We start from the raw sequence: 14,594 nt of genomic DNA, 5'->3' as shown, positions 1-14,594 counted from the left end.
GGATGCGTCCCGGGCCCCTCATGTGCGCTGCTCCTGTGTGCCGTCACGCGTTGTCACGCGTGTGCGGCGCCGTGCCGTTCGCTCAGGCGACGGTGTTGCGGTTCGCCAGGCGCGGCATCAGGCGGAAGCCGACACCGCCGGCGATCATCGTGGCCGCACCGACCAGCAGGAAGGTCGTCTCGGCGGCGCCGGTCTTGGCCAGCTCCTCCTTCGGCTTCTCCTGGCTGATCGGCTTGGTGCCGACGGAGTCGGTGTCGGGGCCGCAGTCCACGGTGGACTCGTCGAGGATGCAGGTGTTCGGGTTGTCGCTCCCGCCGCCGGTGGTGGCGGTGCCCGGGCCGCCGGTGGAGCCCTCGGAGGTCGCACCCTCGCTCGTGGCACCCTCGGAGGTCGCACCCTCGCTCGTCGCACCCTCGGAGGTCGCACCCTCGGAGGTCGCGCCCTCGCTCGTCGCACCCTCGGAGGTCGCGCCCTCGCTCGTCGCACCCTCGGAGGTCGCACCCTCGCTCGTCGCACCCTCGGAGGTCGCACCCTCGTTCGTGGCACCCTCGGAGGTCGCACCCTCGCTCGTGGCGCCTTCGGTCAGACCCTCGCTCGTCGCACCCTCGGAGGTCGCACCCTCGCTCGTGGCACCCTCGGAGGTCGCACCCTCGCTCGTGGCGCCTTCGGTCAGACCCTCGACGACTCCCTGGATGACACCCTCGCTGTCGCCGCCACCATTGGCGCCGTCGGTGTCGCCACCGCCGTTCCCGTTGCCTTCGGTCTGACCCTGGGTCTGGCCTCCCTCCGCATCACCGGTGACAGCCGACGCCGTGCCGATGGCCGTCAGCGACACACCCGCGAGGAACACCGCACCTGCGGCGACCCGCGCGACGCGCACTCGCGTCCTGGAATTTGTCATATGCCAACTACCCCCAGTAGTGGTCTTCGTCGATGGGGCAGCCGTGCGGAGCTTCCTGCGTGCCGGGGTCCGTCGTGTCGAGTCGGCGACCGATCAGCGGTCGGGCTCTGTCCACCCCCGTACCTACGCGCCCCGAACACGCGCGTGCCGGCCAGAATGCTTTCCCAGGCCCGACACCGCCGTCAAGCCGGACCAACCCGAAATGTCCACGGTGGGCGGGTAGTTGAGACTCCGGCGGACCGGGTTGTGACAGAACCGACACACAGGAGGAGGCCCTCCGGAGAACCCGCCCCGGGTGGACCCGCCGCGGGTCAGGCGGCGCTCTGCTGCTCCTGCTGCTTGCGCCAGCGGATGCCCGCCTCCAGGAAGCCGTCGATGTCGCCGTCGAGGACGCCCTGGGGGTTGCCGACCTCGTGCTCAGTGCGCAGGTCCTTGACCATCTGGTACGGCTGGAGGACGTACGAACGCATCTGGTTGCCCCAGGAGTTGCCGCCGTCGCCCTTGAGGGCGTCCATCTTGGCCTGCTCCTCCGCCCGGCGGTGCGCCAGAAGGCGTGCCTGGAGGACGCGCATGGCGGCGGCGCGGTTCTGGATCTGGGACTTCTCGTTCTGGCAGGAGACGACGATGCCGGTCGGGATGTGCGTCATCCGGACCGCGGAGTCGGTGGTGTTGACCGACTGGCCGCCGGGCCCGGAGGAGCGGAAGACGTCGACGCGGATCTCGTTCTCGGGGATCTCGATGTGGTCGGTCTGCTCCACCACCGGCATCACCTCGACGCCCGCGAAGGACGTCTGGCGGCGGCCCTGGTTGTCGTAGGGCGAGATGCGCACCATGCGGTGGGTGCCCTGCTCGACGGAGAGGGTGCCGTAGGCATAGGGGGCCTTGACGGAGAAGGTGGCGGACTTGATGCCCGCCTCCTCGGCGTACGAGGTGTCCAGGACCTCGGTCGGGTAGCCCTTGCGCTCGGCCCAGCGCAGGTACATGCGCATGAGCTGCTCGGCGAAGTCGGCGGCGTCCACGCCGCCGGCCTCCGCACGGACGCTGATCATGGCCTCGCGGGGGTCGTACTCGCCGGACAGGAGGGTGCGGACCTCCAGCTCGTCCACGGCCTTCTGGACGGCCTGCAGTTCGCTCTCGGCCTCGGTGCGCGTGTCCGCGTCGTCCTCGGCCTCGGCCAGCTCGAACAGGATCTCCAGGTCGTCGATCCGGCCGTGCAGTTCCTCCACCTTGCGGACCTGCGCCTGGAGCAGGGACAGCTTGCTGGTCACCCGCTGGGCGTTCTCGGTGTCGTTCCACAGGGCCGGGTCCGCCGCCTGCTCTTCGAGCACGGCGATCTCGGCCCTCAGCTTCTCGAGGTCCAGGACGGCCTCGATCGACTCCATGGTCGAGGTGAGGGACTTCAGTGCTTCGGATACGTCGACGACTGCCACGCCCTCCAGACTAACGGTTGCCGGAACCTTTGCCGCCGCCCCGTCGAGCGGGGGCCGCCCGGCCGGTGGCCGGGCCCGCGCCCGGCCACCGGGGAGCCGCCCGCTCGGGGCGCCTCAGGGCTCGTCCGGGCGGTCGTCCTCGCTCTGCGAGGGGACCGCGGGGCCGCCGTCCTCCTCGCCACCGCCGGACAGGGCCAGCCAGCCGCCGATGCCGAGCGCGGCAGCGACGGCCGTGGCCGTGACGCCCTGCCTGACCCTGCGGCGGCGCTCGGCCGCCCGGTGTCGGGCGGAGCCGGCTCGCGGGCTGCCCGGGGCTCGGGGGGCGCGGGCGGTGCCGTGGGCGCCGCCCGCCAGCTCGTCCGCGCCGGGGACGCGCATGCTGGTGTGGGTGTCACGGGTGGAGTCGGGCGCGGGCCCGCCGTGGACGAGCGGAACGGCGCCGCGGGCGGGCGCGCCGTACGGATCGGCGTCCGCCCCGGGTCCGTGGTGCCCGTCGTCGTACGGGGAGCCGACGTGGTGCCCGTACGCTCCCTGCTGCTCGCCGCCGCGGGCGCCGGCCTCCGGCTCGGGCTCGTCGATGTCGAGCGGCGGCAGCCCTGCCAGGGCCGGCAGTATCTCCCGCAGCCGCGTGGCCGTCTCGGACGCGCGCAGCCGGGAGGCCGGGGCCTTGGCCAGGCACTGGTTGAGGAGCTGCCACAGCTCGTCGGGGATGCCGGGCAGCGGGGCGACGCGCTCGGTGACGTGGCGGCGCAGCACGGCCCCGGGGTGACCGCCGCCGAAGGGCGTGAAACCGGCCAGCAGCTCGTACAGCACCGTGGCCAGGGCGTAGACGTCGACGGAGGCGCGCGGCGGCAGTCCCTCGACGATCTCGGGAGCGACGTAGTCGGGAGTGCCGACGACCTTGCTGCCGCCGCCCCGGCTGGGCGCGTCGATCAGCTTGGCGATGCCGAAGTCGGTGAGCAGCGCGGGCGGGGCACCGCCGGGCCCGGCCGGACCGTGGACGTCGAGCAGGATGTTCTCGGGCTTGACGTCGCGGTGGACGATCCCGGCCGCGTGGGCGGCGGCCAGCGCGTCGGCGACGTCGGCCGCGACGGCGACGGCGACCTCCGGGGCGAGGCGGCGCTCGCGCTCCAGCCGGGAGCGCAGGTCGGTGCCTCGCACGAGGTCCATGACGAGGGCGAGGTCGTTGCCGTCGACCACCAGGTCGCGCACCTTGACGACGCGCGGGTGGTCGAGGGCGAGCAGCGCGGTGCGCTCCTGCACGAAGCGGCCCACCAGCTCCTGGTCCGAGGCCAGGTCCTCGCGCAGCAGCTTGACGGCGACGGGGCTGCCTTTCGGCCCCACGCCCAGCCACACCGTGCCGGCGCTGCCCCGGCCCAGGATCCGATGGGCGGTGTACCGACTGCCGATCTTCCGTGACATGGCGACAAAACTACGCTTCCGCGGGGGCGCCGTGCCCCCCGGATGGCGGCAACCACCACCTCCGGGGCGGAAATCCGCCCCGAAAGTCGACAAAGCAACCGAGCCGCCGTTCCCGGCCGCCGGTTGTCCGTCAGTTGTTCGCGGGGAGCTCCGTGGGGACGTCCGAGGGCAGTTCGGCGGGCAGCTCCTCGGCCGCGTTGCCGAACTCCGTCATCCACGTCCAGGCCTCGCCCACCCAGTCCTTGGTGTCCTCCCAGAACTGCCGCCCCTGGTCCCACCACTCGGGCAGCGGGGTGAAGTTCCAGACCAGCACGCAGATCAGCACGAAGATCAGCACCATGAACAGGCAGCCCTTGAGGCAGCCGAGCCCGGGGATGCGCATGGGGCTGGAGGTGCGCCGCCGCGGCGGGCGGGGCTCGCGCCGGGACGCGGGCGGACGCGGGGGCTCGTACCGCTGCGGCTGCGGCTCCGGCCGGTGCTGCGGCGCGGGGGCGTACGGCTGCTGCGGCTGCTGCTGCCGGGCGCGCTGCCGCGGCTGGGGCGGGGGCTGCTGATGGTGCGCAGGCTGATGCTGCTGCGGGGCGACGCGGCGCTGGGGGCGGCGGCGCAGCGGGTCCTGCTCCGGGTCGAGCGGCTGGACCTGGGTCTGCTCGTTGCGGTCCCGGGCGGCGCGCAGCTGGGTCTGCCAGGGGTGCGGCTCCTCGGGCGCCGGTCCGTCCCCGCCTCCGGAGGGCGTGCCCGGTGGCATGGGCGGCATGACCTGGGTGGCGCCCTCGTCGGAGCCGCCCCCACCGGGGCCTCCCGGACCGGAGCCGCCGGTGTGCGGCAGGAAGCTGGTGGCGGCGTCGGGGTCGTACGCGGGGGCGCCGTCGCCGGGCCGGCCCGTGGTCGGCAGCACCTGCGTGGGGTCCGAGGCGCCGGCCGGCCCCGGCACCGGGGCGGGCGAGGGGTCGGGGCCCAGCAGCGCGGCGACGCCCATCGCGGCCTCGGCCTGCGCGGGTGTGGCGTGCACCCCGATCCCCTCGGCGACCGTCCGCAGGGCGCGGGCCAGGCTCTCGGCGCCGGGCCGATGCTCGGGGTTCTTGCGCAGACAGCGCTCGATGACCGTCCACAGCGGCAGGGGCACGTTGCCGGGACGCTGCGGCTCCTCGGTCAGATGGCGCTGGAGGAGTTCCAGCGCGGTGCCGCCGCCGAAGGGGGGACGACCGGTGACCAGCTCGTACAGCAGGATGCCCGCACCGTAGACGTCCACGGCGGAGGTCTGCGGCCGGCCCTCGGCGGACTCGGGCGCGACGTAGGCCGGGGTCCCGACGAACTCGTGGGTGCGGGTCAGGCCCGGGGAGTCGGCCAGGCGTGCGATGCCGAAGTCGGTGAGCATCGGACGCAGGCCCGCGGGATCGTCCTCGGAGCCGGCGAGCAGCACGTTGGCGGGCTTGAGGTCGCGGTGGACGACATCGTCGGCGTGGCTGGCGGCCAGCGCGTCGGCGATCCGGGCGGTCAGCAGCGCGGCGGCGACCGGCGAGAAGGGGCCGTTCTGCCGCAGGTAGCGGTCCAGGTCCGGGCCGTCGATCAGGTCCATGACGAGGGCGAGGAGTTCGCCCTCGACCACCAGGTCGCGGGTGCGGACGATGTTGGGGTGGGTCAGACGGAGCAGGACGGAGCGCTCGCGCAGGAAGCGCATCACCACGTCCGGGTCGCTCGCCAGCTCCTCCTTGAGGACCTTGATGGCCACGGTCTCGCCGGGGTGCCCGGCCACGGCCGCCTCGGCGCCCGCCGTCTCCCTCTGGCGCGCACGCCAGACAGTGCCCGTGGCGCCGCGTCCGAGCGGCTCCTCGAGCAGGTACTTGCTGCCTACCGGCCGCACGTCATGCGCTCCCTGGTTCGTTCGGAACTGCCCAAGCCGCCACTGTACGGCGCTCCGGCGGCTCACTGTAGTGCCGTGTGCGGCAGGGCACAGGCGTGCACAGGCGCCTGCCCGGGCCGTTCCGCGCCCTGCCCCCGTGTCCTGTCGGACGCGCCGTGCGGGCGGACGGTTGCCGGTGGGCGGCCGTCCGGGGTTTCGCATCGGAGTGAAACGCACGGAGGACGGGCAATTACCGGCCACATTTGCGTGCACAGCCGACCAATCAAGATCATTCGACGGAGGAACGTGGGCGCTATGACAGTGGTCGGTGCGAGGATGCATCCAGCATCACGGGACTGAAGGGGCCGATGTCGATGCAGATCCGGCTGACCGTCCTCGGGCCGCGCGGCGGTCACGCGGAGCAGAGCACCGGCGGTTGCGACGTGCTGGTGACCGCCCCCGCCGGCACCACCCTCTCCGCGGTGACCGGCGCCCTCGCCGCGGCAGCGGCCTCCGCCGGCGCCGCGTCCGCCGCCGGTTCCAAAGAGACGGTGGCGGTGTTCGCCGGCGCGCAGCGGCTGGACGCCGGGCGCCAGATGCTGGGCGTGCCGCCGCTGGTGGACGGCGCGGTGGTGTCCCTGTACGGACCGACCGCGCCATGGAGCCACGGCCATGCCCCCGCCGGTACGCGCGCCCGGCTGCACGTCGTCGCCGGGCCGGACGCGGGCGGGGTCCACCTGCTGCGGGGCGGGCAGGTGCGCGTCGGCCGCTCCGCCGAGGCGGACGTGCCGCTGGACGATCCGGACGTCTCCCGGCTGCACTGCATGGTCACCGTGGCGGAGTCGGGAGTGGTGACGGTCACCGACCTGGCCTCCACCAACGGCACGACGGTCGACGGCGCCGCGGTCCACGACCGTCCGGTGCCGCTGCCGCCGGGCGCGACACTTCGGTTGGGCGAGTCCGCCGTACGGCTGCGGGCCGGGGCGGAGGAACTGGGGGGCGGGCCGCACGCACTTCCCGACGGGGAAGGGCATCTGCGGATCTCCGCGGGCGGCACCGACGCGTCCGGGGGGCTCCCGGAGCAGGACTGTGCGCCCTCGGCCGCCTCCGCCTCCCCCGGCGCGCCCGCGGGCCCTGCCGCTCCCACCGCCGAGACGGTCAGCGGGCCGGGCCGGGCGGTGCTCCCGCCGTACGGGCCCGGCGACGGCGGAACGGACGGCCCCGGTGCGGCGGCCACCCCGTACGTCGCCGGCGGCCCGGGACCGGCCGAGGAGATCGAGCACGGCCGCGCCGACCACCCCTTCCCCTCCGGCGGCGGCACCCACGGGGCCGGGATCGCGCCTCCGGGTGGCGACCCTGCCGCCGGGCGGCCCCGGCGCGGCGGTCTGGGCGCCTGGGCGCGGCGGCTCGCCGGAGGGCGGCCGGACGACGGCGGCGCGGACGCCCACGGGCCGGGCCCGGCCGCGCCCGGCCCGGCCGCCGTGCCCTCCGCATCCTCCGCCGCGGCGGCCGCGCCGGGCGCGGAGCGCTGGCCCGACCCGTCGGAGATCCTGCTCACCGCGCTGGGCCCCGGCCCCCGGCTGTGGGAGCGCGGCTCCGGCCACGCCGACGCGCTGACCGTCCGGCTCGGCTCGGCCCGCGGCGCGGCCGGGTCCGTCGAGCCGGTGACGGTGGATCTGCGGCGCACGGGTTCGCTGGGGCTGGCCGGCCCCCGGGCCCGGCTGCTGCCGCTGGTGCGCTCGGTCCTCGCCCAGCTCACCGCGCTGCACGGGCCGGGTGCCCTGGAGGTCGTGCTGATCGCCCCGGGCCGCGCGCCACGCGGCGGCGCGCACGACGCGGCGGAGGGCGGCGACTGGTCCTGGCTGGGCTGGCTGCCGCACCTGCACCCGGCCCGCGGCCAGGACTGCCGCCTGCTGCTGGCGTACGACCGCGAACAGGCCGCCGCCCGTACCGAGGAGCTGCTGCGGCGGCTGGACGGACCGGAGCCGGGCACGGGGGCGGGCGCGCGCCGCGGCCCGCTGACGGTCGCCGTGGTCGACGGCGATCCGGGCCCGGCCGAGCTGCGTGACGCCGTGGCCCGGCTGGCGGCGCACGGACCGGCCGCGGGCGTCCACCTGCTGTGCCTCGCCGAGACGGCGGCCGCCACCCCCACCTCCCCGCTCGCCGTGATTCTGGAGGCGGCGGCCGCCGCCTCCCCCGCCTTCCGCTTCTGCGGGGCCGTCGGCCTGCTCAGCGGCGCCGTCGCCACGGCGATACGGGTGGTGGCGCGCGGTACGGATCCGGCGAACGCCCCGGTAGCGACCGTGGACGGGGTGTCGTCGGCCTGGGCCGAGCGCTTCGCCCGGGCACTGGCTCCGCTGCGCGAGGCGGACACGGCCAGGGGCCCGTCCCCGGACCGCCCCGTGCCGCTGCCGCCGAGTTCCCGGCTGCTGGAGGAGCTGGGCCTGGCCCGGGCCACTCCCGCCGCGCTGCTGGCCCGCTGGGCCGACGGTCCCGCCGAGCGCGGCGCGCCCGCCGGCCCCCGGGCCGAGGCCGTGCTGGGCGCGGGCCCGCACGGTCCGGTCACCGCCGACCTCGCGGACGGCCACGGCCCCTTCCTGGTCTCCGGTCCGGCCGGTTCCGGCAAGACCGAGCTGCTGCGCTCGGCGGCCGCCTCGCTGGCCGCCGGAGAGCGGCCGGACAGGCTGGCACTGGTCCTGGTGGACGGTGACGGCGACGGGCTGCGGGCGTGCGGCGACCTGCCGCACGCCACGACGTACCTGGCCGCAGGGGACCCGGCGCGGATGCGGGAGTTCGCCCAGGCCCTGGGCGGCGAGCTGAAGCGCCGCGCGGAACTGCTGGGCGACCACCCGTACGAGGCGTACGCGGCGGAGGCGTCGCGTACGCGGCACCACGCCACCGGCGGTCCCGCCGCCCGGGTGGTCGCCCAGCGCCGGGCCACGGGCGCTCCCCCGGCGGGCACGGGCCCCGGCGCGGGCTCCGAACCCGGCGCACTCAAGCTGCGTGCGCCCGGAAAGGCGGACCCCGCCAAGGCCGCCGGCGCCACGGGGCCGGGACCGCTGCCCCGGCTGGTGGTCCTCGTCGACGACTTCGACACGCTGGTCGCCCCCGCTCTGGGCAACCCCGGTCGGCCGGCGGCCGGTTCGGTGGTCAGGGCGCTGGAGGCCGTGGCGCGGGACGGAGCGCGGCTGGGGGTGCATCTGATAGCAGCCACCGGGCGGCCGGAGCACACCGAGCGGACGGCCACCGGGCAGGGCGCGGCCCTGCGGGCCCTCCTGGGCTCCGACACCCGGAGCGGCCCGGGTGGTTCGAACGGCCCGGACGGTTCCGCGCAGGAGCCGCGGCCGGGGCGGGGGGCGCTGCACCGGCCGGACGGCTCGGTGACCGCCTTCCAGGCGGGCCGGGTGTCGGGCCGCATACCCCGTACGGCGACTCTGCGGCCGACGGTGGTCCCGTTGGACTGGGCGCGCGCCGGGGACCCTCCCGCCCGTCGCCCCCTGCGCGAGCTGGGCAACGGGCCGACCGATCTGGCGCTGCTCGCCAGCGCGGTCGAGCGCGCGGCCCGCGAGGCGGGCGCCCCCGCTCCCCCCTCACTGATGTGACGCCGACGGGCCCGCCGCGCAAGGAGGCCGAGGAGAAGGAAGCCGGGGAGCTGGACACCGGCGTCCACCCCGACGGCGTGCAGCGCGACATCACCGAGGCGCTGATCGCCGCGGGCGACGATCTCCGCTTCGACATGTCCGGCCGGGCCCCGGCAGCCTTCGGCGGCACCGAGGGCGAGGGCGAGTGGAAGGCGCGGTGAGGTGAGGGCGCGGCACGGCGCCGCACACGCTGGGAGGGGGCGGCCGGACGGCCGCCCCCTCCCAGCGTGCTCCCCGGTGCTCCGGGACCTGCCGGTGCTCCGCGCTCCGGCGCGTCAGCGGTTGCTGCGCAGCAGCGTGCGCATCGTGCGCATCGCCACCGACAGGTTCGCCAGGTCGAAGGTGTCGGATTCGCGGATCTCCTCCAGCGTGGCCCTGGCCCGCCCCAGGACGGCGGCGCTCTTCTCCTCCCACGCCTCGAAGCGCTGCTCGGGCGTGGCACTGCCGTCCCCGGTGGCCAGCACGTCCGCCGTGAGGAGCTGGTGGGCGGCGTAGAGGTCCTCGCGGATCGCCGCGCGGGCCATCGACTGCCAGCGGTCGGAGCGCGGCAGCTCGCTCACCCTGTCCTGGAGCTCGGTGATGCCCAGCCGGTCGGCCAGGTCGTAGTAGACCTCGGCGACGTCCAGCAGTTCGCGGCCGGTGCGGTCGGCGACGGCCACCACGTCCAGTGCGGGGAAGACGGACGAGAAGCCCGCCACCCGCAGCGCCAGTTCACCGGGGACACCGGCGCCGGTCAGCTCGTCGCTGACGCTCTGGTGCCAGTCCAGGTCCGCACCCCTGAGCAGCTTGGGCAGCTGGGACCAGACCACCTCCAGCCGCTCCTGGAAGACCTCGATGGTCTCGGCGAGCTTCAGCGGCTGCGGCCGGTTGTTCAACAGCCAGCGGGTGCCCCGCTCGACCAGCCGCCTGGCGTGCAGCCGCATACGGGTCTGGACGTCGGCGGCCACGGTGTTGTCCAGTTCCTCGACCTCGTCCCAGACACGGGCCAGGCCGAAGATCTCCCGGGAGGCGGTGTGCGCCCGCACGATCTCCTCCGCCGAGGCGCCCGACTCCTCCCTCATCCGGTGCACCAGGGTCGAACCCCCGGTGTTGACCATGTCGTTGACCAGGAGGGTCGTGACGATCTCGCGCCGCAGGGCGTGGCGCCCGACCTGCTCGGGGAAGCGTTCACGCAGCGCGCTGGGGAAGTACGCGTGCGCCAGCCGCTGCAGATACGGGTCGTCCGCGAGATCGGTGTCCGCCAGTTCCTCGGTGACGGTGATCTTCGCGTACGCCAGCAGCACCGCCATCTCGGGCTGGGTCAGTCCGCGACCGTGCGCCAGCCGCTCGCGGATCTGCCGGTCGGCCGGCAGGAACTCCAGCTGCCGGTCCAGCCGTCCCTGGCGGGACAGGCTGCGCATGAGCCGCTGCTGGGCGTGGAGCAGGTCGGGCGCCTGCCGCATCGCGTTGGCCAGCGCCACGTTCTGCGCGTAGTTGTTGCGCAGCACCAGCTCGGCGACCTCGTCGGTCATCTCCGCCAGCAGCGCGTTGCGCTGCTTGACGGTCATGTCGCCGTCGGCGACGACCGAGTTGAGCAGGATCTTGATGTTGACCTCGTGGTCGGAGGAGTCCACGCCCGCGCTGTTGTCGATGGCGTCGGTGTTGATCCGGCCGCCCTCGTGCGCGAACTCGATGCGGCCGAGCTGGGTCAGGCCCAGGTTGCCGCCCTCCCCGACGACCCGCACCCGCAGGTCCCCGCCGTCGACGCGGATCGCGTCGTTGGCCTTGTCGCCGACGTCGGCGTCGGTCTCGGTGGACGCCTTGACGTAGGTGCCGATGCCGCCGTTCCACAGCAGGTCCACCGGGGCCTTGAGGATGGCCCTCATCAGCTCGGCCGGGGTCATCTTGGTGACGCCGCCCTCGATGCCCAGCGCCTGGCGCACCTGCGCGCTGACGGGGATGGACTTGGCGCTGCGGGGGTGGACTCCGCCGCCGGGCGACAGCAGCGAGGTGTCGTAGTCGGCCCAGGAGGAGCGCGGCAGTTCGAACAGCCGGCGGCGTTCGGCGTAGGAGGTGGCCGCGTCCGGGTCCGGGTCGAGGAAGATGTGCCGGTGGTCGAAGGCGGCCACCAGCCGGATGCGCTCGCTGAGCAGCATCCCGTTGCCGAAGACGTCCCCGGACATGTCGCCGATGCCGACGACCGTGAAGTCCTCGGTCTGGGTGTCGTGCCCGAGCTCGCGGAAGTGCCGCTTGACCGACTCCCAGGCACCGCGGGCGGTGATGCCCATGGCCTTGTGGTCGTAGCCGGCCGAGCCGCCGGAGGCGAAGGCGTCACCGAGCCAGAAGCCGTAGGCGGTGGCGACCTCGTTGGCGGTGTCGGAGAAGGAGGCGGTGCCCTTGTCGGCGGCGACGACCAGGTAGGTGTCGTCCCCGTCGTGCCGCACCACGCGCTCGGGCGGTACGACCTGGCCGCCCACGAGGTTGTCGGTGATGTCGAGCATGCCGGAGATGAAGGTCTTGTAGCAGGCGACGCCCTCGGCCAGCCAGGCGTCGCGGTCCGCCGAGGGGTCGGGCAGCCGCTTGCCGACGAAGCCGCCCTTGGCCCCCACCGGCACGATCACCGTGTTCTTGACCTCCTGTGCCTTGACCAGGCCCAGGATCTCGGTGCGGAAGTCCTCGCGCCGGTCGGACCAGCGCAGGCCCCCGCGGGCGACCTTGCCGAACCGCAGGTGCACGCCCTCCACCCGCGGCGAGTACACCCAGATCTCGTACGCCGGGCGTGGCGCGGGCAGGTCCGGGATGGCCTGCGGATCGAACTTCATCGACACGTACGCGTGCGGCCGGCCCGACTCCTCGTCGCGCGGCTGGAAGTAGTTCGTGCGCAGGGTGGCCTTGATGAGGGTGAGGAAGGAGCGCAGGATGCGGTCCTCGTCCAGCGAGGCGACCTGGTCCAGCGCCCCGTCCAGCTCCTCCAGCAGGCCGTCGGTCAGCTCGTGGCCGGCCGCGGCGCGGTCCGGGGAGAGACGGGCCTCGAAGAGGCTGACCAGCAGCCGGGTGGTGTGGACGTTGCGGCGGAGGGTGTCCTCCATGTAGTCCTGGCTGAAGGGCGAGCCGGCCTGTCGCAGGTACTTGGCGCAGGCGCGCAGCACCATCGCCTGCCGCCAGGTGAGTCCGGCCGACAGCACCAGCGCGTTGAAGCCGTCGCTCTCGGCCTCGCCGCTCCAGACGGCGGCGAAGGCGTCCTGGAAGCGCTCGCGGGCGTCACCCTCCAGGTTCTGCGCGTGGTTCACCGGCAGCCGGAGCCCGAAGTCGTAGATCCACGCCGGGGAGCGGTCGGCGCAGCGCAGCTCGTAGGGGCGCTCGTCGACGACCTCCACGCCCATGGCCTGGAGGATCGGCAGCACCGCGGAGAGCGAGACGGGCTCGCCGGTGCGGTAGATCTTGAAGCGTCGCTCGCCCGGGCCGGCCCCGACCGGCTCGTACAGGCTGAGCGCGAAGTCGCTGACGCCCTCGCCCCGTTCCAGGCCCTGGATGTACTGGAGGTCGGCGACGGCGGTGCGGGGCGGGAAGTCGGCCTTGTATCCCTCGGGGAAGGCGCCGCCGTAGCGGTGGGCGAGCCTGGCCGCCCGCTCCTCGCCGACCTCGGCGACCAGCGCCTCGGAGAAGCCGTCGGCCCAAGAGCGGGCGGCCTCCACCAGCCGGGCCTCGATGCGCTCGGCGTCGGCGTGGGTCAGCTCCGCCAGCTCGGTGCCCTGCGGGACGCGGACGACGAAGTGCAGCCGGGCGAGGACCGACTCGGTGTTCCAGGCGGTGAAGTCGACGCTGGTGCCACCCAGTTCGTCCATGAGGATGTCGGTCATCCGCAGTCGTACGGCGGTGGTGTAGCGGTCGCGCGGCAGGTACACCAGCGCGGAGTAGTAGCGGCCGTACTCGTCCTGCCGCAGGTAGAGCCGCAGCTTGCGGCGCTCCTGGAGGTACAGCACGGAGGTGGCGATCTCGCGCAGCTCGTCGGCCGGGATCTGGAAGAGTTCGTCACGCGGGTACGTCTCCAGGATCTGGAGCAGGTCGCGGCCGTCGTGGCTGTCGGGGACGAAGCCGGTGGAGCCGACCACCTCCTCGACCTTTCGGCGGATGACGGGCACCCGGCGCACCGACTCGGTGTACGCGGCCGACGAGAACAGTCCGAGGAAGCGGCGCTCCCCCACCACGTTGCCCGCCTCGTCGAACTTCTTGACCCCGATGTAGTCGAGGTAGGAGGGGCGGTGGACGGTGGCCCGGCTGTTGGCCTTGGTGAGCACCAGCAGCCTGTGCTCGCGGGCCTTGGCACGGGCGCCGGCCGAGAGGCGGTTGAAGGAGGGCGACACCGGGTGGGCGTGGGTGTGGGCGGGCGCGTGGGGGCGGGTGGAGGCGGCGCCCCGGTCACTGCCCGGATCCCCGCCACCCCGGTCGTCGTGGTGCGGATCGGAGCGCAGAATGCCCAGGCCGGTGCCCGGGACGGCGCTGAGCAGCAGCTCCTCGGTCCCGTCCGCGGCCTCGGAGGTCAGCTCGTACTCGCGGTAGCCCAGGAAGGTGAAGTGGTCGTCCGCGAGCCAGCGCAGCAGCTCACGCGCCTCCTCCACCTCCTGCTCGGGCAGATCGTCGGCGAGCGGCTCGTCGGGCAGGCCGTCGGCGATCCGCAGCGCGGCGTTCCGCATCTTCTGCCAGTCCTCGACCGCCTCGCGCACGTCGGACAGGACGCGCCGCAGATCGGCGGTGATCCGCCTGAGGTCCTCGCGGTCGGTCTCGCGGTCGATCTCGACGTGGATCCAGGACTCGGTGACCGCGTCGTCCGGCAGCTTCTCTCCGGGCCGGGCGCCCGCGTCCAGCACCTGGAGCAGGGTGCCGGTGACGTCGCGGCGGACGACGACCTGGGGGTGGACCACCAGATGGATGCCGCGTCCCTGCCTGGTCAGCTCGTTGGTGACCGAGTCCACCAGGAAGGGCATGTCGTCGGTGACGACCTCCACGACGCTGTGGGTGCACGTCCAGCCGTTCTCCTCGACGGACGGGGTGTGGACGCGGACGTTCGCGGTGCCCTGGGGGCGCTGCTGGGCCAGCCGGCAGTGGGAGACCGCGGCCCCGTAGACGTCGACCGGGTCGCGGTCGGTCAGGTCCTCGGGAGCGGTGTGCAGGTAGTAGCGCTGGAGGTACGAGCCGAGGGTCCCGGCGTCCAGCCCCGGTACGGGTTGGCTGCCGGCGGGACCGCCGTCGGCGACCCGGGCGGCTCGTTCGAGCAGCTCGGCCTTTGCTTCGTCCAGCTTGGTCTGCATGTCGTCTGGCTCCTGTCGCGCGCCGTTGCGTGACGTCAAGGCGTTGAGGGTTCTGAGGGCTTGACGCCG

General features: G+C 74.3%; 6 protein-coding genes and 1 pseudogene. 2 read left to right on the top strand and 5 right to left on the bottom strand.

The genetic code is table 11. The annotated features are described in order from the left end of the window. Positions 1 to 53: 53 nt before the first annotated feature. From ACGRHY_RS17280 to ACGRHY_RS17265, 4 genes and pseudogenes are all read right to left on the bottom strand, one after another. Positions 54 to 527, bottom strand: a pseudogene (locus tag ACGRHY_RS17280) (pentapeptide repeat-containing protein); the annotation flags it as partial. 685 nt (positions 528 to 1,212) lie between these two features. Next, on the bottom strand, positions 1,213 to 2,331 hold the full coding sequence (gene prfB, locus ACGRHY_RS17275; RefSeq protein WP_394636229.1) for a peptide chain release factor 2: 1,119 nt from the start codon (positions 2,329 to 2,331) through the stop codon (positions 1,213 to 1,215). Between the two features lie 114 nt (positions 2,332 to 2,445). Next, on the bottom strand, positions 2,446 to 3,753 hold the full coding sequence (locus ACGRHY_RS17270) for a serine/threonine-protein kinase (RefSeq protein WP_394636228.1): 1,308 nt from the start codon (positions 3,751 to 3,753) through the stop codon (positions 2,446 to 2,448). A gap of 130 nt (positions 3,754 to 3,883) precedes the next feature. After that, positions 3,884 to 5,617, bottom strand: a complete 1,734-nt coding sequence (locus tag ACGRHY_RS17265; RefSeq protein WP_394636227.1) for a serine/threonine-protein kinase — start codon at positions 5,615 to 5,617, stop codon at positions 3,884 to 3,886. Positions 5,618 to 5,964: 347 nt separating this feature from the next. Here ACGRHY_RS17265 and ACGRHY_RS17260 point away from each other — a divergent pair, with 347 nt between their 5' ends. Beyond that, positions 5,965 to 9,198, top strand: a complete 3,234-nt coding sequence (locus ACGRHY_RS17260; RefSeq protein ID WP_394636226.1) for an FtsK/SpoIIIE domain-containing protein — start codon at positions 5,965 to 5,967, stop codon at positions 9,196 to 9,198. Next, complete coding sequence (locus ACGRHY_RS17255) at positions 9,195 to 9,398, top strand: hypothetical protein (protein WP_394636225.1); 204 nt, start codon at positions 9,195 to 9,197, stop codon at positions 9,396 to 9,398. The genes ACGRHY_RS17260 and ACGRHY_RS17255 overlap by 4 nt, the downstream gene beginning before the upstream one ends. 114 nt (positions 9,399 to 9,512) lie before the next feature. Here the strand turns inward: ACGRHY_RS17255 and ACGRHY_RS17250 are convergent, their stop codons facing one another. Next, positions 9,513 to 14,525 carry an NAD-glutamate dehydrogenase gene (locus ACGRHY_RS17250; protein WP_394636224.1) on the bottom strand — a complete coding sequence of 1,671 codons (5,013 nt, stop codon included), beginning with the start codon at positions 14,523 to 14,525 and terminating at the stop codon, positions 9,513 to 9,515. Between the last annotated feature and the right edge of the window lie 69 nt (positions 14,526 to 14,594).

This window comes from Streptomyces shinuiensis (assembly GCF_043660855.1).
In the GTDB taxonomy this organism is placed as follows: domain Bacteria; phylum Actinomycetota; class Actinomycetes; order Streptomycetales; family Streptomycetaceae; genus Streptomyces.
The sequence above is the reverse complement of the archived record's forward strand: the minus strand, read 5'-3'. Positions and strand labels throughout refer to the sequence as shown.